General features: G+C 65.2%; 16 protein-coding genes and 4 pseudogenes. 11 read left to right on the forward strand and 9 right to left on the reverse strand.

Going from position 1 to position 19,723, the window contains the following annotated elements:
* Both P5703_RS22825 and P5703_RS22830 read left to right on the forward strand, forming a co-directional pair.
* On the forward strand, positions 1-359 hold a 359-nt coding region (locus tag P5703_RS22825; RefSeq protein ID WP_285590386.1), incomplete at its 5' end, for a hypothetical protein.
* Between the two features lie 103 nt (positions 360-462).
* A complete protein-coding gene (locus tag P5703_RS22830) occupies positions 463-1,029 on the forward strand; it encodes a DUF1993 domain-containing protein (RefSeq protein ID WP_125882349.1) in 567 nt (188 codons plus the stop codon).
* A gap of 151 nt (positions 1,030-1,180) precedes the next feature.
* On the opposite strand, the pseudogene P5703_RS22835 reads toward P5703_RS22830, so the two are convergent.
* A pseudogene (locus tag P5703_RS22835) lies at positions 1,181-2,415 on the reverse strand (patatin-like phospholipase family protein).
* Between the two features lie 426 nt (positions 2,416-2,841).
* On the opposite strand from P5703_RS22835, the gene P5703_RS22840 reads away from it, so the two are divergent.
* The 4 genes from P5703_RS22840 to P5703_RS22855 all read left to right on the forward strand — a co-directional run bounded on the left by P5703_RS22840 (position 2,842) and on the right by P5703_RS22855 (position 6,293).
* The gene (locus tag P5703_RS22840; RefSeq protein WP_111482084.1) at positions 2,842-4,677 is read left to right on the forward strand and encodes an ABC transporter ATP-binding protein; all 1,836 of its coding nucleotides are present in this window, start codon (positions 2,842-2,844) and stop codon (positions 4,675-4,677) included.
* Positions 4,678-4,857: 180 nt separating this feature from the next.
* Complete coding sequence (locus tag P5703_RS22845) at positions 4,858-5,355, forward strand: Type 1 glutamine amidotransferase-like domain-containing protein (RefSeq protein ID WP_279645592.1); 498 nt, start codon at positions 4,858-4,860, stop codon at positions 5,353-5,355.
* 143 nt (positions 5,356-5,498) lie between these two features.
* On the forward strand, positions 5,499-5,792 hold the full coding sequence (locus P5703_RS22850) for a GNAT family N-acetyltransferase (protein WP_013984482.1): 294 nt from the start codon (positions 5,499-5,501) through the stop codon (positions 5,790-5,792).
* 96 nt (positions 5,793-5,888) lie between these two features.
* The gene (locus P5703_RS22855; RefSeq protein ID WP_279645593.1) at positions 5,889-6,293 is read left to right on the forward strand and encodes a hypothetical protein; all 405 of its coding nucleotides are present in this window, start codon (positions 5,889-5,891) and stop codon (positions 6,291-6,293) included.
* Positions 6,294-6,416: 123 nt separating this feature from the next.
* Here the strand turns inward: P5703_RS22855 and P5703_RS23990 are convergent.
* Positions 6,417-8,231: pseudogene (locus tag P5703_RS23990) on the reverse strand (bifunctional metallophosphatase/5'-nucleotidase).
* A gap of 226 nt (positions 8,232-8,457) precedes the next feature.
* On the opposite strand from P5703_RS23990, the pseudogene P5703_RS22870 reads away from it, so the two are divergent.
* Positions 8,458-8,949 (forward strand): annotated as a pseudogene (locus P5703_RS22870) (DUF4126 domain-containing protein); the annotation flags it as partial.
* A 69-nt stretch (positions 8,950-9,018) separates the two neighbouring features.
* Here P5703_RS22870 and P5703_RS22875 read toward each other — a convergent pair.
* The 3 genes from P5703_RS22875 to yghU form a co-directional block, all read right to left on the reverse strand.
* Positions 9,019-9,411, reverse strand: coding sequence for a hypothetical protein (locus tag P5703_RS22875; protein ID WP_011915139.1), 393 nt, complete (start codon positions 9,409-9,411; stop codon positions 9,019-9,021).
* 178 nt (positions 9,412-9,589) lie between these two features.
* Positions 9,590-10,420: a hypothetical protein gene (locus P5703_RS22880; RefSeq protein WP_041755851.1), complete on the reverse strand. Its 831-nt coding sequence runs from the start codon at positions 10,418-10,420 to the stop codon at positions 9,590-9,592.
* Between the two features lie 235 nt (positions 10,421-10,655).
* Complete coding sequence (yghU, locus tag P5703_RS22885; RefSeq protein ID WP_045633672.1) at positions 10,656-11,498, reverse strand: glutathione-dependent disulfide-bond oxidoreductase; 843 nt, start codon at positions 11,496-11,498, stop codon at positions 10,656-10,658.
* A gap of 253 nt (positions 11,499-11,751) precedes the next feature.
* On the opposite strand from yghU, the gene P5703_RS22890 reads away from it, so the two are divergent.
* Positions 11,752-11,967 (forward strand): dodecin, encoded by a 216-nt coding sequence (locus P5703_RS22890; protein ID WP_011915136.1) that lies wholly within the window; start codon positions 11,752-11,754, stop codon positions 11,965-11,967.
* Between the two features lie 51 nt (positions 11,968-12,018).
* Here the strand turns inward: P5703_RS22890 and P5703_RS22895 are convergent, their stop codons facing one another.
* The 4 genes and pseudogenes from P5703_RS22895 to P5703_RS22910 all read right to left on the reverse strand — a co-directional run bounded on the left by P5703_RS22895 (position 12,019) and on the right by P5703_RS22910 (position 15,506).
* Positions 12,019-13,383 (reverse strand): cation:proton antiporter, encoded by a 1,365-nt coding sequence (locus P5703_RS22895; protein WP_017244211.1) that lies wholly within the window; start codon positions 13,381-13,383, stop codon positions 12,019-12,021.
* A gap of 120 nt (positions 13,384-13,503) precedes the next feature.
* Positions 13,504-14,501 (reverse strand): annotated as a pseudogene (locus P5703_RS22900) (LLM class flavin-dependent oxidoreductase).
* Positions 14,502-14,574: 73 nt separating this feature from the next.
* Positions 14,575-14,988, reverse strand: a complete 414-nt coding sequence (locus tag P5703_RS22905; protein ID WP_045159487.1) for a PA0061/PA0062 family lipoprotein — start codon at positions 14,986-14,988, stop codon at positions 14,575-14,577.
* A gap of 92 nt (positions 14,989-15,080) precedes the next feature.
* A complete protein-coding gene (locus P5703_RS22910) occupies positions 15,081-15,506 on the reverse strand; it encodes a PA0061/PA0062 family lipoprotein (RefSeq protein WP_013984473.1) in 426 nt (141 codons plus the stop codon).
* 144 nt (positions 15,507-15,650) lie between these two features.
* On the opposite strand from P5703_RS22910, the gene P5703_RS22915 reads away from it, so the two are divergent.
* From P5703_RS22915 to P5703_RS22925, 3 genes are all read left to right on the forward strand, one after another.
* Positions 15,651-16,709 (forward strand): aminopeptidase, encoded by a 1,059-nt coding sequence (locus P5703_RS22915; protein WP_111482089.1) that lies wholly within the window; start codon positions 15,651-15,653, stop codon positions 16,707-16,709.
* Positions 16,710-16,924: 215 nt separating this feature from the next.
* Complete coding sequence (locus P5703_RS22920; RefSeq protein ID WP_084903888.1) at positions 16,925-18,094, forward strand: hypothetical protein; 1,170 nt, start codon at positions 16,925-16,927, stop codon at positions 18,092-18,094.
* A gap of 10 nt (positions 18,095-18,104) precedes the next feature.
* Positions 18,105-18,827 (forward strand): ferritin-like domain-containing protein, encoded by a 723-nt coding sequence (locus P5703_RS22925; protein WP_019405993.1) that lies wholly within the window; start codon positions 18,105-18,107, stop codon positions 18,825-18,827.
* The last annotated feature ends 896 nt before the right edge of the window (positions 18,828-19,723 follow it).

Raw genomic sequence — 19,723 nt, forward strand, 5'->3', positions numbered from 1 at the left:
AAATACCAATTATCGATATAACCATTAACTCGAGGGAGCACTTTGTTTCGATTTCAGCATTTTTCTTTTTAATTACGGGCGTTTATATGAATTTTGCAGTAAAACGCTGCTGTTCATTAATAACAAGAATTGAAAATGAAGAATTTGCAGATGCCGCGAAAAGCTATCCCTCGATAGTTAATTCAAGCTTTCTTTACACAATAATCATGGTTGGATCTCTTGCTGGGGTTTGGGCTGCCGCGATCACCGAGGCTTACAACATAAAAGGTTTTTATGGTGTGATATTAGCAAATATAGTTATTACACTATATATCCATGCTGCGCGAAGCAGTAAAAAAATAACACCGACACATGGCTGACAATGCGATCAATTCAAAAAAAGGGGATAGATTTTTCAGGCGGCTAGCTCCATATCCCTTGAAACGTTCTTCGTCATAGCCCTCATGCCAACAGGAAGCACCCATGCAACTAACAACCCTCCTCATCCCAACCTACACCCAAATGCTCAAAACGCTCTCAGGCTGGCTAAAGAAGGCGCAGGCCCAGCTACCGGAAGCCGAGGCGCAGGCGTTGTTATCTGCGCGGCTGGCGCCGGATATGTTTCCGTTGTCGACTCAGGTGCGCTTTGCCTGTGTGCAGGCGCGGGAGGCCGTTTGCCGGCTGAGAGGCGAGGCCTTTCCGGCGGTGATCAACGAACTGTTGGAAGAGGGGCGGCACGCTGGCGAGCGGCCGGGCACGCTGGCCGATGCCTATGCCCGCATCGATGAAACGGTGGCGTTGCTCGACGGCCTCGCCGCCGATGCGCTGGATATGGAGGCGGACAAGCCAATCGCCCATGAGCTGGCGAATGGGATGATCTTCGACCTGACTGCGCAGCAGTACGCCCGTGACTGGACGCTGGCGCAGTTCTATTTTCACGTGATGACCGCGTATTCGATCCTGCGTAAGGAAGGGATCGAGCTGGGCAAGGCGGACTACGTGGCGCATATGCTGCCCTATCTGCGGCCGGAATCGGTTCCGAAGGGGTAATGGCTGCTCTGCCGTCCGAATGTCTCGGTGTAGCCGCGCAGGGCGCCGAAGCTCGTGTCACGCGTAATCCAGGCGATGGTGCATGCCCTTGAGCCGAGGTGGCCTGGACGTGACGCGTGGAAAAGGCTTCGCCGTTTTCCACCCTACGCGCTCATCGGTCACCGCTCACCGCAGAAGCGCTGTGCGCGCTTGGCGAGAGCAGCTGGCTGCGCTGCGCTGGCTTTTCGAGCCTGAGAAAAGCCCTGAGCTCGGCTTGCTTGGCCATGGCGTCCTGGTAACCCAGTTCGATCAGGTCACTGCAGTAGCCGGGTTCGAACAACAGGTAGCTCAGCAGCCCGCCGCCGCCTTCGCGCGTGCCGTCAGGGCCGCGCAGGAACAGGCGCATGGCGGCGGGTAGCTCTTTTCGATGGCGGGCGGCGATCCTGTCCAGCGGCTGGCTGGGGAAATCACCAGCACCTCGACGGGCGTCAGGCCGTAGGCGCGCTTGCGTTTTTCGGCCGGCACCAGTTGCCCCAGCAGGTTGAGGCGCTCCAGCAGTTCGATATCACTCTCGACGTTGTCGATGAAGGTGCTGTTGAGCATGTGTCCGGAGATTTGCGCCAGGCTGGGGCTGGCGCCGGTTGGCCGCGGTGTTGGAGCGGTCTCGCTCTGATCATCCACCGGATTGCCACTGACCCCGACCACCAGCACACGTGTGGCGCCCAGGTGCAGGGCAGGGCTGATGGGTGCGGTCTGGCGTACCGCGCCATCGCCAAAGTACTCGCGGTTGATCTTTACCGGCTCGAAGATCAGCGGAATAGCGGTGCTGGCCAGCAAATGGGGTATCCCCAGGCGGGTCGGCACACCTACCCGACGATGGCGCAGCCATGGATCGATGGCCGCATGCCCCTGATAGAACGTCACCGCCTCGGCCGACTCGTAGCCAAATGCCGTCACCGCTATCGCGCGCAGTTGCCGCTGGCGGAGGGCCGCGGCGATGCCGGAAAAATCCAGTTCACGCTCGAGCAGCCCGGCCAGTGGCGAACTGTCGAGCAGCGCCACGGGCACCTGCTTGCCGATACCGAGCACGCTGTGGCCGAGGAAGCGGCTGGCCTGGCGCAACACGCCGGGCCAGTCGCTGCGGTAGACCTGATCGGTATGAAAACTGCGCCAAACGCTGCTCAACCGCCGCACCGCCTCGCGAAAATGCAGGGCGCCGCAGGCCAGGCTGACGGCATTGATCGCGCCCGCCGAGGTGCCGACGATCACCGGAAACGGATTGCCCGACGAGTCGGGCAGCAGATCGGCGATGGCCGACAGCACACCAACCTGATAGGCCCCTCGTGCGCCGCCGCCGGAGAGGATCAGCCCTGTGGTATCTGGGTTTTTTACTGCGTCCTCGGTCATCGTCGATTCCAGTTCGAGGTTTTCGGTAGTGCCTGCGCTTGCCGCAGGAACAATGAACGGCAGGTCATCGAAAGGGGTCGGTCGCCTCGCTGGCGACGGCGGCAGAGATTATCAACAGGGCAATACGCTACCAATCAAAACACGCCGGTGTGTCGCGCCGCTGGGTTTTATTGGGGCGCTGTGTTTCGAACGTTCACCCGCGGCACTGCGGATGGCTGCCTTGCAGTCAGCGCGTTGGTGAGGTTGTTAAGAACGCCGTGCGCCTCTTATCTTGCTAACCTCATTCTGTAACCCGCGTGCCAGAGCATGTGGGTTTGCCTTCGCACACAGCACCTGCGCCTCCGGGGCGCTGTTCCATCGGCCGGCTTCGGCTGTCGACCGCTACACGCCAACCGCCCGCCCCACTCGCCAGAGCAGACCGTGCCCATGTTGTTCCGCCGTTTCGAAAACCTGATCGACGTCTTCAAACCCAGCCCGGACGTTGCGCCGCCGGCCGGGATGCTGCACTTCTATGCCCATTACCTGAGGCAGGTCTGGCCGTTGATGACGGCCGTGCTGGTGGTGGGCTTTTTCGCGGCGCTGATCGAGGTGGCGCTGTTCAGCTTTCTCGGCCAGTTGATCGATATGGCCCAGGCGACCGATGACGCGCGGACCTTCTTTGCCGAGCACCGCAACGCGTTGCTGTGGATGGCAGCGGTGGCGCTGGTCATCCGGCCGCTGGTATTCGGCCTGCACAACCTGCTGACGCATCAGGCGATCAACCCGGGGCTGACCAATCTGATCCGCTGGCAGAACCATCGCTACGTGCTCAAGCAGAGCCTGAACTTCTTCCAGAACGACTTCGCCGGGCGCATCGCCCAGCGGGTGATGCAGACCGGCCCGTCGCTGCGCGATTCGGCCATGCAGGTGATCGATGCACTGTGGCATGTGGTGGTCTATGCCGGCAGCGCGCTGTATCTGTTCGCCGCCGCCGACCTGCGCCTGATCGTGCCCTTGCTGCTGTGGATCGTCGGCTACAGCGCCGCGCTCTGGTACTTCGTGCCGCGTATCCGCGCGCGTTCGGCGGCGGCGTCCGCGGCGCGTTCGAAGGTGATGGGGCGGGTGGTGGACGGCTACAGCAACGTCGCCACGCTCAAGCTGTTCGCCCACTCGCGCGAGGAGGAGAGCTACGCCCGCGAGGCGATGCAGGAGTTGCTCGGCAAATTCCGCCTGCAGTCGCGGGTGATCACCAGCCTGGATTTCCTCATCACCTGCATGAACGGCCTGTTGATCGTCGGCACCGGCGCGCTGGCGCTGTGGCTGTGGAGCGAGGCGCTGATCACCACAGGCGCCATCGCCCTGGCGCTGGGCCTGGTGATCCGCATCAACAACATGGCCGAGTGGATCATGTGGGTGGTCAACGGCATCTTCGAGAACGTCGGCACCGTGCAGGACGGCATGAAGAGCATTGTCCGGCCGCGCGACGTGCTCGACCCCGAGGACGCCAGGCCGCTGCAGGTGGAGCAGGGCGGCGTGCGCTTCGAGGATGTGCATTTCCACTACGGCAAGCAGGGCGGGGTAATTAGCGGGCTGACCATCGACATTCGCCCGGGCGAGAAGATCGGCCTGGTCGGGCCGTCGGGTGCGGGCAAGTCGACGCTGGTCAACCTGCTGCTGCGCCTCTATGACCTGGAGAGCGGGCGCATCCTGATCGACGGGCAGAACGTCGCCGAGGTCAGCCAGGAAAGCCTGCGCGCCAATATCGGCGTGGTCACCCAGGACACGGCGCTGCTGCACCGTTCCATCCGCGACAACCTGCGCTACGGCAAGCCCGATGCCAGCGAGGAAGAACTCTGGGCCGCGGCGCGCAAGGCCCGCGCGGACGCGTTCATCAAGACTCTGGACGACAGCCAGGGCGGCAAGGGCTTCGAGGCGATGGTGGGCGAGCGCGGCGTGAAGCTCTCCGGCGGGCAACGGCAGCGCATCGCCATCGCCCGGGTGCTGCTCAAGGACGCGCCGATCCTGGTGCTCGACGAAGCCACCTCGGCGCTGGATTCGGAGGTCGAGGCGGCGATTCAGGAGAGCCTGGATACCCTGATGGAAGGCAAGACGGTGATCGCCATCGCCCACCGGCTGTCGACCATCGCGCGCATGGATCGGCTGGTGGTGATCGACCAGGGGCAGGTGATCGAGACCGGCACCCACGCCGAGCTGATCGCCCGCGGTGGCCTCTATGCGCGGCTGTGGCAGCACCAGACCGGCGGTTTTGTCGGGGTGGATTGATAGGAAACGGGCAAGCCAGGGGTTTTTCGTCCACTCTGCTTGTCGGCCTGTTGGAAGGCGCGGCGCGGCGCGGCAGCGCTGAGCTGTCCCGCCGTGTTCTCAATAACCAGGGGCGGGGTGGGCGAGCCTGAATCCAGTCGAGCGCAGAGGTGCATATGAACATTTTCCTGACATCCTCCTTTGCTGAAGTCGTGGACTTGTTTGTCAGGTTCACCAAGGGCGAGTGCAGCGATCGATGAACTCGAGGTTTCAACCGCAACTCAGGACGAAATCGTCAGCAAACTGGAACGCGGCGATTACATCTATGTGTCCGGCGGCAACACCTTCTTTCTGCTGCAGGAGCTGAAGCGCACAGGCGCGGACCTGCTGATCGCCGAACACGTCAGAGCCGGGAAGTGCTACATCGGCGAATCCGCCGGCTCCGCGATACTCGCCCCCAGCATCGAATACATAACGGCGCTGGACGATGTTTCTGCCGCGCCTGATCTCGAGTCCTTTGCGGCCTTGGGGTTGGTCGATTTCTACCCGCTGCCGCATTACCGAAACGAGCCGTTTGCCGAGGCTGTCGAGCAGGTGCTGAAAGAGCATGGGGATGCGCTGGATCTCCGGCCATTCAGCAATAACCAGGCGATCGCCTTGTCGGGCGGCCATGCCGAGCTTCAAACCCGTGGTGATTGAGTTTCATACCCGGCCCGAGCCTACTTGCGGCCCACCTTGGGCGACTCGGCGCAGGGCGTTTCGTCGTCGATTCATCTGAACCCTCCCACACTGCGTCCACTCGTACCTCTAGCCACAGCCAAAGAACCGAGAGGGAATCTTCCATGACCGATAAACAAGCCAGCGTCCGCCACGATGCTGCGCAGCAGCGCTATGAACTGCTGGTGGAGGGCCAGCCACTCGGCTTTGCTGCGTACAGCGAGCAGGGCGAGCGGATGGTCTTCACCCATACCGAGGTCGACCCCAGCCTGTCCGGGCAGGGGCTGGGTAGCGTGCTGGCCAAGGGCGCGCTGGACGATGCACGGCGGCGCGGCAAGCGCGTGGTGCCGCAGTGCGAGTTCATCGCCAGGTACATTGAGCGCCACGAGGAATGGCAGGACCTGGTCGATCCGCTCTGAGGTCGATATGCAGCGGCGGGCTTCAGCCCGCCAACGGTCGCGACCGGGGTGATGGTCGTGGTGTGCCGCCGCCTGGCTTAAGCAGAGGGCAATCGCGTGGATGGTCGAGAGTTTGTCTGGGCGCATTTCAAGCTCAATGCCGAGCAGCGCCTGCGGGGCTTCAACTTCTTCGTGGTGCTGGCGATCTTTGCCGATGGCGGTGTACTGGCGGCCCTGCAGCAGGGCTTCTCGCCGGGGCTGCTGATTCTACTGGGCGCCTTCACCGTCTTGCTGGCGCAGGTGTTCTGGCTGGTGGACGCGCGCAGCCGGCAACTGCTGGAGCTGACCATCGTCGCACTCAAGGAGATGGAGGCCAACTATCCCGAGAGTTACCGGCTGTTCGCCGCCGATGCGCTGGGGCAGAGCCGGGTGATCAGTTACACCTTCGCCATCCGCGCACTGCTGCTGGCGCAGATGGGCTTCGGCCTGGGTGTGGTCGGCTACGGACTCTGGCAATGGTGATGGCGCCGCGCGACCTGTGGCGGGTCACGCGGCGATGGCGCTGTAGCTCGTTGCAGCTACGCGGGGGATGGCGGGTGGGCTGACGCCCGGCCCTACGGGGTGTCGGCCTCGTTTGTTCCGGCTTCAATCCACCCGCTGGATACGCCCTCGACGCTGGCGCTGAACGGTTGCGGCAGGGCTTCGATGTAGCCCACCAGCGCATCCAGATCCACCGGGCCGACGACGCGGTTATGGCCTTCGTTGAGGATGGTGAAGTTGTCGCCGCCGCCGGCCAGGAAGGAGTTCACCGTGACGCGATAGGTTGCCGCCGGGTTGATGGGGGCGCCGCTGGCGTCGCGCATTTCGATCACGCGGTTGCCCTCGGGGCGGTTCGCGGCCCAGCTGTACAGGATGCCGGAAGGCTTGAGCAGGCGCGGGTAGCTCTGGCCGACCCACTGCTGTTCGAGCAGGGTCTTGATCTGCGCGCCGGTGAGGTCCATCGAGACCAGGTCGTTGGCGAACGGCTGGATGGCGAACAGTTCGCCCAGGTGACCTCGCCGCCGTCGAGGTCCGCGCGGATGCCGCCCGGGTTCATGAAGCTGATCTGCGCACCGGTGGCCACGCGCTGGGCGTCGGCAATCAGGTTGCCCAGTGCGGATTCACCGGCGGGCGTCTCGGTGCGGGTGATGGCCCCTTGCGCGAGGCCGACCACCCGCGCCACCAGCGGCTCGACGCGGGCATCGGCCTGGGCCACCAGCGCGGCGACTTGCGGGTCCGGCGTGAGGCCTGCGCCCTGGTCGGCCCAGGTGGTGAGGATCGCAGCGGATTTCTCGACGACGTCGCGGCTGCGGCGGCTGACCAGAAGCTCGATGTCGGCATAGGCGGTGCCCGCCGAGAAGGCCTGCGTCACCAGGATCGGCTTGCCGTTGGCGTTGGGTAGCAGCGCGTTGGTGAAGCCGTGGGCATGGCCGGAGATGACCACATCCACCTCGTCATCCAGGCGCTTGACGATATCGACCACCGGGCCGACCACGGTGTCCGCCTGGGCGTTGGTCGGGCCGTTGTAGCTGGTCTGCTGGCCGCCCTGGTGCAGCGCGACGATGATGGCGCGCACGCCCTGGCGGCGCAGTTGTGCCACCGAACGGTTGATGGCGGCCGCTTCGTCGATGAAGCGCAGGCCGGCCACGCCGCTGGGCGAGACGATGGAGGGGGTTTCCTTCAGCGCGGCGCCGATCACGCCGATGCGTACGCCGCCGGCGTTGTAGATGGTGTGCGGTGGCAACAGCGATCGGCCGCTCGACTGATTGATGACGTTGCTCGACACCGTGGGGTAGCGCGCGCCCTGCCAGTTATCTTCGAGGTAGGGACCATCGGCATGGTTGCCACCAGTGAGCTGGCGCAGCAGCTCATTCTTGCCATAGTCGAACTCGTGGTTGCCAAGGGTGCCGACCACGTTGCAGCGCTGCTGGGCGAGGTGCTGGGCGCTGCGGGCAGCTTCATCTGCCAGCTGAATGGACGGCAGAACGGATTGGCCAGCAGGTTGAGCAGGCTGATCGCAGGCTCGTCGCGCAGCAGGGCGGAGTTGGGTGGCGAGGCGCCGACCTGGTCGCCGTCGTGAACGATGAGGGTGTACTCGCGGCTGGCCGATCTGAGGTAGGACGCCAGCACCGCCGCGCCGCCTGCCGGCCTCCCGGCAACGGTGCGCGGCGACAGCTGACCATGGAAGTCGTTGATGCCGAGGATGTTCACCGACACCACCGGCTCGGGGCGCCAGTCCGGTGCGCGCCAGCGGCGTCGCTCGCTGGCCTGCTGCCGGGCCTGCAGTCCTTCCTGGCGCTCCTCGCGGTAGTCCTGCTCGGTGGAACCGTGCTCGGGCTGATTCTGGGTCTGGGCCAGCGTTGGGGCGGCAAGGCCGATCAGGCCTGCGGCGAACAACCAATCCAATACGCGCATACGCATTGTTGTTTTCCTCGGGTGCGGTGGGATGGGCAGGGACCGAAACTAGGAAGCTCAGGTGGCAGGTTGATGACGGCCGGTTTGCGTTATGACGAGCGCCGACGTGCGGCTTCGTAGCGAAGTGCCATGTCTGTCGCGCCCTGGTGTCGCCCGTCGATGCCCGGCAGATGGCGCCGAACGCCTGCTGCCAAAGGCCGGTCGGTATTAACAACCACCGGGAGATCTGATGATGTCGACTTCGAGCAATCTGATATGGGCCGCGCTGGCGATCGGGGCGGTGACGGGCATGCGCAGCATGCTGGCGCCAACGCTGGTCAGCCGGGCGTTGAGCGAGCGCGATGATCTTGCCGGGGCGGGGGAGGCCGCGCAGTTGCTCACATCGGATACGGCGCAGACCTTCCTGCCAGTGCTCGCGGCCAGCGAGATGATCGGCGACAAGATGCCCTTCGCGCCGGACCGCACCATCGTGCCGTCGATGATGTTCCGCGCGCTTTCCGGCGGTGCGAGTGCGGCGGCGCTGGCGGGTGTGCGCCGCGAGCCCGTGCTGCTGCCCGCGTTGCTCGGTGCGACGGCGGCGCTGGTCGCCGCCAGGGTCGGGCTGGGTCTGCGCAAGCCGTATCAGCCCAGGCCGCTGGTCAATGCCGCGCTGGGTGCAGTCGAGGAGTGCCTGGCGTTGACGGTTGGTCGAGCCGGGCTGCGGCGCGCATTGGGAGACGGCCGGGCGAACGTTGAGGCGTGCGAAAGGTGGAAACGGCGTTGCCGTTTCCCACCCCTGGGCTTTTGCCGGGCCTCAGTCGGCGCGGCGGCCGGGCTTGTGCGGGTTGCTGCCTAGCAGACGCGTGTTCGCATCCGGGTAGCGATAGGCAAAGAGGGCGTGCTGCTTGGCCAGTTCGGCCTGCATGGCTTGCTGCTCGTGGGCGGGCAGCTTGGCCAGGTATTTCCGGATGATGGCGTACTTGGCGAACATCAGTTCGTCGAAGGCTTCCTGCTGTTCGATCTCGTACGCTCTGGCGCGGCGCTCGCGCAGTGCGGCCTGGTCGGTGTGCATGTTGCCGCCCTCGTGCAATACGAACGCACGCTGCGAATCGCCTTCGGTCTGCTCCATGGCAAGCCGGGCGGCCCAGGCAGTCGGGACGAAGGATAGACAGAGCAGCAGGCAGACGGTGGTTCTCGGCGCAAGCATGGCGCGGCCCTCGGCAAACACGCGGCCGACGGGCCGCTCGAGGTGCAGATTACGCCAGCCCCGAGCTGCGCTTCACTCACGCTGGCTGATGCCAATCGCCGCAGGGTGGCAGCGGCGACGACAGGGTGGGCTGCAGCCCACCCACGCCGTTCCTCGCTCACGCCTGGCGACGACCGCTTCAGCTCGGTCGCTGGATCACGCAGATCCGGTCACGGCACAGCCCGGCTTCGCGCGTGCCGACGCCGGGCGCGATCTCCGGCGCATCGCTGTTGCTGCCGTGGCCGGTGATGCCGGCACCGGTCGGGTGGCTGGTGGCGGTGGTTTCCGGGTAGTCGGTGCCGGCGCGCTTGGCCGCGCTGCCGATGTCGTAGCGCCCGGTGTCGGCGGTGTTGCTGTCGTGGTAGGCGCTGGGGGTAGAGGCGTGGGCACCGACTTCAGCCGCAGCGCCGGTGCCGGCGTTGTCACCGAAGCGTTCGCTGGCCGAGTGCAGGCCGGCGCCGGTGGTGGCGCCCGTCGTTCCGCTTGTGGGTCGGGTGAAGTGCTTGTCCAGGTGGCTGTCGCCGCCGGTAGCGCCGGCGTAGGGGCTGCTGGGGCCGGGATAGCCGTCTGCCGTGCCGCTGCCGCCGTGCTCGTCGATATCGATGGCGCCGTTGTACTCCAGCGCGTCGCGCGCCCTGGCCAGCTGATCCTCGTCGACCACATCCACCGCGATCACCAGGGCGCCGCGGCGTACCGCGTCGGGATAGGCGGTCGCGTAATGCCGGTGCTGTTCATGTGGCTCGTGGCCGAACAGCGATTTGAAGAAGTGCGCGACCTTCGATTCGTGTTCGTGGCGGTCCACCGGGACGTCCGGGCTGGTGCTGTAGGGTGCGTCGTAGGCATGGATATCGGCGCTTTCGGCGCCCACCGCATGGATCTGCTCGCGGGGAATGCCCCGCGCCATCAGGTCGCCGCGGGTGCGATTGGCATCGGTCAGCGTGGCGAACGCTGCTACCAGTGTGTGTTTCATGGTTCACCTCACGTTGTGTCGAACAACCGGGTTTGCGAGCACGGCGGGGCATCGGCCAACGCGGCGCTCATAGAGGTTGGGTCGAGGCGTACCGGTAGAGTTCAGCGGTGGGTATCAGCGGTCGGCGCTGGGGGAGAAGGACGTGCGCACGTCCGGCGCATGTGGAACAGGCAGGCCGTTGCTGACCTGCACACCGATGCGGGTGGGCGACGCCGCGCCACCCGCAGGGAAGTGATCAGTCGAGGTCGGCGGCGCTGTGACGCTCGGGCGCCTGTTCGGATTCATCGCCCCAGGTGCGGTTGACCTTGCGTCCGCGGATGACCGCCGGGCGCTCGGCAATCTCGCGAGCCCAGCGCTGCACATGCTGGTACTCGTGCACCGAGAGGAACTCGCCGGCGCCGTACAGCTCGCCCAGCACCAGCCCGCCGTACCAGGGCCAGATGGCCATGTCGGCGATGCTGTAGTCGTTACCGGCCACGTAGCGATGCTCCGCCAGCTGACGGTCGAGCACGTCGAGCTGACGCTTGACCTCCATGGCGTAGCGGTTGATCGGGTATTCGTATTTTTCCGGTGCGTAGGCGTAGAAGTGGCCGAAGCCGCCGCCGAGGAAGGGCGCCGAACCCATCTGCCAGAACAGCCAGTTCAGCGTCTCGGTGCGTGCACGGACCTCAGTCGGCAGAAAGGCGCCGAACTTCTCGGCGAGGTAGACCAGGATCGAGCCGGATTCGAACACCCGCAACGGCTCGCCGTCGATGCTGCGATCCACCAGCGCGGGGATCTTCGAGTTCGGGTTGATCTCGACGAAGCCGCTGCCGAACTGGTCGCCTTCGCCGATGTTGATCAGCCAGGCGTCGTATTCGGCACCGCGGTGACCGAGGGCGAGCAGCTCCTCGAGCATGATGTTCACCTTCACCCCGTTGGGCGTGGCCAGCGAATAGAGCTGCAGCGGGTGCTGGCCCACCGGCAGCGCCTTCTCCTCGCGCGCACCGGCGGTCGGTGCGTTGATGCTGGCGAACTTGCCGCCCGACGGGGCGTCGTGGGTCCAGACCTTCGGCGGTACGTAAGGGGTATCAGGCATGGCGATCTCCTCGAACGGGAAACGGGGATGTGCCGGGCATGCTACGCGCTCTGCCGGCATGGTCGAAATCGAGCCGGTCGATATTGGTCATCGACGGCGGATGATTCGTTCGTCGTGAAGGCGCGGGCGAGCCCTCGGTTTACCGGTCCGATCTGGCCGTTTCGCTGAACTTCCGCGCTGCTTCGCGGGCCTCAGTCAGACAGGAAGCGTCATCAATCGAGCCGGAGGCTCCTCAGACCAGAAGGGGACATTCATGTCGGATCATCACACCTACAAGAAGGTTGAAATCGTCGGTTCCTCGCGTAACAGCGTCGACGAGGCGATTCAGAACGGTATCGCCGAGGCCTCCAAATCGCTGCAGAACGTCGAGTGGTTCGAGGTCGGCGAAATCCGCGGCCATGTCGAGAACGGCAAGGTCGGGCATTTCCAGGTCACCATGAAGGTCGGCTTCCGCCTCGCCAACAGCTGACCTGCCTGCAGGCGACCCGCGGCTGGCCAGTCGGCCGCGCGGGATGCCGTCTCAACCGTGGCGGGTAGGCGCCTGGCCACGGCTGCGTTCGTAGCGCCGCAGCAGCGGCTGGGTGCTGAGGCCGTGGATCAGGATGCTCAGCGCCACCACCGAGATCACCAGGGAAATGATCACTTCCGTCTCGTCCGGCAGCAGCCCGTGGGTGACCGCGTAGCTCAGGTAGTAGAGGCTGCCGATGCCGCGGATGCCGAACCAGCCGACCGTCAGGCACTGGCCACGATCCAGGTAGCGCCGTGGCATCAGCAGCCAGACGGCGAGCGGGCGGATCAGCAGGAACAGCGCCAGCGCCAGGGGTATCGCCCGCCAGTCCCAGTGCACCGAGACCAGCACGCCGAGCATGGTCACCAGCAGCACTTCCAGGCTGCGTTCCATCTGCCCGCCGAAGGTCAGGATGTCGCCCATCATCACCCCGGCGGCGACCTTGGGCTCGGCGATCTTCTGACCCTCCAGCGGCAGTTCCCGTGGCGACAGTCCGCCTTCGACCAGGTGCGGCACGGCGTGGGCGATCAGCTCTTCGGAGGGCGTGTCCGATTCGTGGGCGGCGTCCTTTTCCGCATGGCGCAGGCCGAGGCCGGCGGCGAACACCGCGAGAAAGCCCCAGGCACCGATCAGCTCGGCGCCGACGTAGGCCAGCGCGATCAGCGCCAGGGCCAGGGAGTCGTTGGGTGACATGGAGGTGTCGGCGTGCCGCGCGCGCAGGTAGATCGCCAGCTTGCCGATCAGCCGCCCGAGCAGGTAACCGAAGCCCAGGCCCGCCGGCACCGCCCACAGCAACCGGTGCAAGGCCCAGTCGCCGACCCAGCCGGACGACAGGCTGCCCTGTTCGATCAGCAGCAGGCCGAAGACGACGAAGGGAAAGGCGGTGCCGTCGTTGAAGCCGGCCTCGCCGGACAGCCCGTAGCGCACGTGGTCGCTGTCACGCGAGTTGTTGACCTGCACCAGGCTGGCGAGCACCGGGTCGGTGGGCGCGAGGATGGCGCCGATCAGCACGGCGATGCCCCAGGGCAGGCCGAAGAGGTAATGGCAGAACGCGGCTACCCCGGCGATGCAGGCCAGCATCACCGGCCCGGCCAGCACGTAGGCGCTCTTCCAGGCCGGGTGGCGCAGCGGCATGCGCAGCTTCAGGCCGCTGACGAACAGCGACACCAGCACGGCGATTTCGGTGAGGTGCTCCATCCAGCTGGCGATGTGCAGGAATTCCATTTCCCACAGGCCGACGCCGAGCTGGCCGATCAGTAGGCCGAAGCCCAGGTAGATCAGCGAGGTGGTGACCGGCAGCCAGCGCAGATAGGCCGATGCCAGCGCGAGGATCAGCAACAGGATGCCGAGAACGGCCATCCATTCGAGAAAGCTCATGGGGGATTCCGATGGCGGGGCGTGCAGTGCCCGGAGGCTGTGTAGCCATTGGAACGGAGGCCGGCGGCAGGGTTCGCCGCCGGCACCGAGGCAGGCCGCCGTCGGTCAGGTCGCGGGCGGTTACGTGCGCAGGCCGGCGACGATCTCGAAGGCGCGGTGGCGGTCGGCGGTCTCGTAGAGGTCGCAGGTGAAGATCAGCTCGTCGGCCTGGGTCTGCTCCAGCAACACGTCGAGGCGCGCGCGCACCTTTTCCGGGCCGCCGATCAGCGCGAGGCCGAGAAAATCGCCCACGGCCTGCTGCTCGTGGGGCAGCCACAGGCCATGCATGCTCTCCACCGGTGGGCGCAGCACCAGGGACTGACCGCGGATCAGCGAGAGGATGCGCTGGTAGACGCTGGTGGCCAGGTGTTCGGCCTGCTCGTCGCTGTCGGCGGCGATCAGCGGCACGCCGAGCATCACGTAGGGTTTGTCGAGCACGGCCGAAGGCTGGAAGTTGTCGCGGTAGAGCCTGATCGCCTGATGCATGTAGCGCGGCGCGAAGTGCGAGGCGAAGGCATAGGGCAGACCCTTGGCGGCGGCCAGCTGGGCGCTGAACAGGCTCGAACCGAGCAGCCAGATCGGCACGTTGCTGTCCACCCGGGCATGGCGATCACGCGCTGATTGGGCTGCCGCGGGCCGAGCAGCAGCTCCAGTTCCTCGACGTCCTGCGGAAAGTCGTCGGCACTGCCCATACGGTCGCGGCGCAGGGCGTGGGCGGTGAACTGGTCGGCGCCCGGTGCACGGCCAAGGCCCAGGTCGATGCGGCCGGGATACAGCGCCTCCAGCGTGCCGAACTGTTCGGCGATCACCAGCGGCGCATGGTTGGGCAGCATTACCCCGCCGGCACCGAGGCGGATGCGCGTGGTGTTGGCCGCCAGATAACCGATCAGCACGGCGGTGGCGGCGCTGGCGATGCCGTCCATGTTGTGGTGTTCGGCGACCCAGAAACGCTGGAAGCCGAGCCCTTCCACGTGCCGCGCCAGCGCCAGGGCGTTGTGCAGCGCCTGGGCCGGCGTGCCGTCGTCACGGATCGGTGCCAGGTCGAGGGCGGAAAAGCGGGTCTGGGCAATGCGGGACATCGGTAACCTCATGCGGATGGCGGACCTGGACGCGCGCGTTCAGGTTCGGTCGGTTGGCGCTGGCGTGCCGGCTCTAGCGGCAGTGCTCGGCCTTGGCTTCGACCAGCACGTTGCGCTCCTCGTCGAGCAGCCAGCCCTGCGGCGTGAAGCCCAGCGAGCGGGCCTGGAACAGGTAGCGCTTGCCCGCTTCGAACTGGTCGTAGCGCACCACCATGGTGCAGCGCATGGTCTGGGTTTCGGCGAACAGGTTCGGCCCGCCGCCACTGACTTCGAATTCATAGTTGGCTTCGAGTTCATGGCTGCCCGGCGGAACCTGGAAGTAGCGGCCGTCGTGGGTGCGCTTGCCATCCAGGCGATCGGACATGAATACATCGATGGTCTGCGCGCGCAGGTCGACCCAGGCCATGTTCGGGTCGTGTTGCGGCAGGGGCCCGGCACAGCCCGCCAGAAGCAGGCTGAACAGAGCGAGGGAAAGTGGCTGGCGCATGGCTGGATTTCCTCGGCGGCTGGGCGAGGGGCTCTCGGCGCCTCACCTCTACTGCCGAGCGTGCGCCAGATGGCGGCGCATTTCAACGCGGCTCAGCGGCCGGCGAGGTCGCCGCAGCCCTTTTCCTCGGCACGGGCCAGCACGTACTGGTGCTGGTCATAGAGCTTGGCCCAGGGGCGGAAGCCGTAGCCGCCGGCCACCAGGCGATAGCGCGCGCCGGCGGTGAACTGGTCGTATTCCAAGGTCAGCTTGCAGTCGCGGGCCAGCGAGCTGCTGCCGGGGCCGATGTTGGCGCCGTCGACGTCGAAGCGGTAGCGCATCTCCAGGCGGCGGCTGCCGGGCGGGACCTGGAAGAAGCGGTCGTCGTCCAGTGTCCTGCCGTCCACGGCCACGGCCTGCAGCGTGGTTTGGCCGTTCGGGTCGAGGTCGACCCAGGCCTGTTGCGGGTCGGGCTTGGGCATCCAGGACGAGCAGCCAGCGAGGAGGGCGATCAACGGGACAAGAACGAAACCGCGCATGTGAGAAGCTCCGGCCGCAACCATCCGGCCCGGTGAGAAATCGAAGTGGAGGCGCATGCTGCCGCGGTTGCATTGCACGGCAGGGCCTTTGTAGGGTGCGCCAAGCGCGCCGGCGCCAGCCCCGACCACCGACCGGTTCATCCGATGACCAAGCCCAACGCCGCCTTGATCGACAGCCGCACCCTGCGCTGGGTTCCCCTGCTGCTTGCCGTCTGTCTGAATGGCTGCGCCTATTACACCCAGCTGGCGGTCGGCCAGGTCGAGCTGCTGCGCCAGCGGGAAGCGATCGAGACGCTGCTGGCCGACGAGTCGCGCGATCCGTCGCTGCGCCAGCGCCTGGCTGGGGTGCTCGAGGCGCGGCGCTTCGCCAGCACCGCGCTGGGCCTGCCGGACAACCGCAGCTATCGCGTCTACGCCGATATCCAGCGGCCCTATGTGGTGTGGAACCTGTTCGCCACCGAGGCCTACTCGGTCAAGCCGGTGGAACATTGCTTCCCGATCGCCGGCTGCGTCGCCTACCGCGGCTACTTCCGCCAGGGCGCCGCCCGCGGCGAGGCGGCGCGCCTGCGCATGGCCGGGCTGGACACCCACGTCGCCGGCGTCGAGGCCTATTCCACCCTCGGCTGGTTCGCCGACCCGCTGCTCAGTTCGATGCTGCGGCGCAACGACGAGCAGCTGGCCGCGCTGGTGTTCCACGAACTGGCGCACCAGCAGCTGTACCTGCCCGGCGATACAGCGTTCAACGAGTCCTATGCCACCTTCGTCGAGCGCGAAGGGCTGCGGCAGTGGCGCGCCAGTCGAGGCCTCGCCGAACCGGACGAGCAGGGTCGCGAGCGTTATCGGCAGCTGGTGCAACTGCTGCTCGACACCCGCGAGCGTCTTGCCTCGCTGTATGGCTCGGGGCGGCCGGCGGCGGAACTGGAGGGCCTCAAACAGGCCGAGTTCGCTGCGCTGCGCCAGCGCTATCGCACCCTACGTGATGGTTCGTGGGGTGGCGACGCGCGTTTCGACCGCTGGTTCGCCCAGCCGCTGAACAATGCCACCCTGGTGCCGTTCGGCCTGTACGACCGCTGGGTGCCGGCCTTCGCCGCGCTGTTCGACGCGAATGGGCGCGACTGGGAACGTTTCCACGAGGCGGTCGCGGCACTGGCCAAACGCCCTGCCGACGAGCGGGAACAGGCGCTAACGCAACTGGCCGACTGAACAAGCGAAACGGCGCGCCCGGCAACCGCGCGGGTTACGTCGCCTGATGCCCTGTGTTTCGAAAATCTGCAATTTACCGTTCATCGGCTGCGATCTGGTGACCCGCTGAACGGCGCGAATCATTTTTCAGCCCGTCCGGTCCCCTCTATAGGTCGCGCAATTTTCACGCGGCGATCCACCTATGCCTGATTCCCACGCATAACAACGGAGGCTCCATGGAGACCATTTCCGGAATTCTCGATAACAAAGGCACGCCACTGGAGAAGCAGAAGTTCACATGGAAGGAAATGGCCGGCAAGCCGATCAGCAAACTCGATGACGATGCGTTTACCCGTGTGCGCATCATCCTCATGAACGGCGTCGAGACCGACGCCCTGCGCCTCAAGCACGGCATTGCGCGCTTCAACAAGGAGCTGCGCCTGCCGCTGGCCGAGATCCGCCGCGTCGAGCAGCACCAGGCAACCATGGTCAACTGGCTGATCGGCGCCGACCACTCGCCGCTGGAAACCACGGTGGCCTACGAGCAGGTAGCCATCGAGGTGACCGCCGCCGTGGCGCAGAACGAGCCCGACCCCTACCAGGCGCAGACCTATCGCTTCGGCCTGCTGGAAGACTTCGATCACCTGTACCGCTACTCGGCGATGCTCGATCGCCTCGAGGGCAAGGATGCCAACAACATCCTGCAGGGCTATACCGACATCGTGCCCGGGCGGAAAACATCGGAGCACCATCGTCATCCGGAAAACGACATCCGTGACAACTACGAGAAGAACTCCGCCGCGCTCATCACCAAGATCCACGCAGCGCTGATCACCGGCGCGGAATACCAGACCCACGACTACTACATGAACATCGGCCCGCTGTTCGCCGACCCGCTGGCGCGCCAGCTGTATGCCGAGATCGCCTCGGTGGAAGAGCAGCACGTGACCCAGTACGGCTCGCTCTCCGACCCCAGCGAAAGCCATATGGAGAAGTGGCTGGTGCACGAGGCGATGGAGGTCTACATGTACGCGAGCTGCGCCGAGCAGGAGACCAACCCGCGCATCAAGGCCATGTGGGAGCGCTTCCTCGACTATGAGCTGGGCCACTTGAATGTCGCCTGCGAATGGTTCAAGAAGCTCGAAGGCCGCGACCCGGCCGAGGTGCTCGCCGGCCCGCTGCCGAAGATGGTCGAGTTCAAGAGCCAGCGCGATTTCGTGCGCCAGGTGCTGGCCGCCGAGGTCAACCTGCGTACCGCCGGCCCCGCCTACGTGGACAAGGCCAAGGAGCCGCAGTCCTCGCTGGATTACCGCAACCACCTCGCCTCGGAAGGGCTCGCCTCGGACATCGTCTCGGCGGGCTACCAGTGGGCGCCGGGTGGCGAACTGATGCGCAAGGCTTCCTGAGGAGACGATCATGGCTACAGCAGCGAAAGTGGGTTCCAACTTCACCGGCGTGCAGATGTCCCCGAAGGACACCAAGCGCCTGCTCGACGCGGTCAACGAGATTCATCCGGACGTGCCGGGTGATGAGCGCGGCATGCTGGTCGAGCGCACCGAACGCGCCGCCGAGGCCGACCGCATCGGCTCCGTGCCGGTGCCGGGTTCGGCCAAGGGCATGCTCAAGACCGGCTTCGACATGATGCGCGGCAAGAGCCCCGAGGTGTTTCTCGACAAGCTGGGCGAGCGCCTGGCCTACGAGCGCAACGGGGTGCGTCTTTACGAAGCGATGATCGCCAAGGTCAAGGCGCTCGACACGCCGGACACCGCCCTGGTCGATACGCTCATGCACATCCGCAACGAGGAGCACGAGCACATGATGCTGGTGCACCAGGCGATCGAAACCCTCGGCGCCGACCCGACCGCGCAGACCCCTTGCGCCGATGTCGTCGGGGCCATGTCCCTGGGAATCGTCAACGTGCTGACCGACCCGCGGACTAACGTCGACCAGTGCCTGAATGCGCTTCTGACCGTGGAGCTGACCGACAACGCGGCCTGGGAGCTGTTGATCGAGCTGGCGCAGGCGGCGGGACATCCGAACATTGCCGATAGCTTCACGAAGGCCAAGACCCAGGAAGACGACCATCTGGTGAAGATCAAGACGCTGATGCGCCGCGATCTGATCATGCAGACCAAGTAATAGCGTGCGAGCGGGACGCTTTGGCGCACACCACCGAAAGGGGTGTGCGTCTTTTTTATGGGCTCAGGAATGTGGTGAATGAACGTTTTTAGCCCTTGCCGATTAGCGAGCTGCTTGAGGGTTTAGTTTCGCCCTGCTGGGCGAGTTTCTTTGGCAGTCGCCCCAAAAGAAACCAAAAGGTCTTGCCCCTCCATCCGGGTCTCGCTGCGCTCGACTTCCCTCGTTCCATCGTTGCTCCGGGGGCCGGCGTACAAGGGCCATCCATGGCCCTTTACGCCTCTCGCGGCATCCATGCCGCTCGCTCCCTCCGCAACGATTCCACTCGGCCTCCTGAAAGGGGCGAATGGCATCGCCTGATAGCGTGTGCACAGGAAACCAAGTAAAGCGGACGACGGTGGTCACGCTTCTGCCTGAGCATGCCGTAGAGATGTTCGCGCCCTTGATGCAAGTACGAGGGTGAGCCCGCGCACGCATATGAACGTGGAGCTTTGGAGCCAAGTGAACATCTGAACGCCGGGTAAATCGGTCCATCTGTTCATCTTGCACAGCCTACCAGACGACTCCAAACGCCCCTTCAGGAGGGTGAACGGAGCCGTCGCGCAGAGGGGCGAGCCGCAGGGATGCGGCGAGAGAACTGGGCGTCCCCCCGTAAAGGGCCATGGATGGCCCTTGTACGGCGACCCTCGGAGCGGCGGCGTAGTGAACGCACCCGGAGCGAAGCGCAGGGCCGGATGCAGGGGCAAAGCGTTTTTGGTTACTTTTTCGGCGTTTGGAAAAAGTGACTCGCCCATCAGGGCGAAACCAGGCCTTCAGGCGACTCGCCAATGATCATGAAGCAAAAAATTTCATTCAACGCAGCATGTCGCTGATGAAATGGTGAAAAACCAAAAGAAAAA

The organism is Stutzerimonas sp. FeSN7 (genome assembly GCF_030263795.1).
Lineage (GTDB): Bacteria > Pseudomonadota > Gammaproteobacteria > Pseudomonadales > Pseudomonadaceae > Stutzerimonas > Stutzerimonas stutzeri.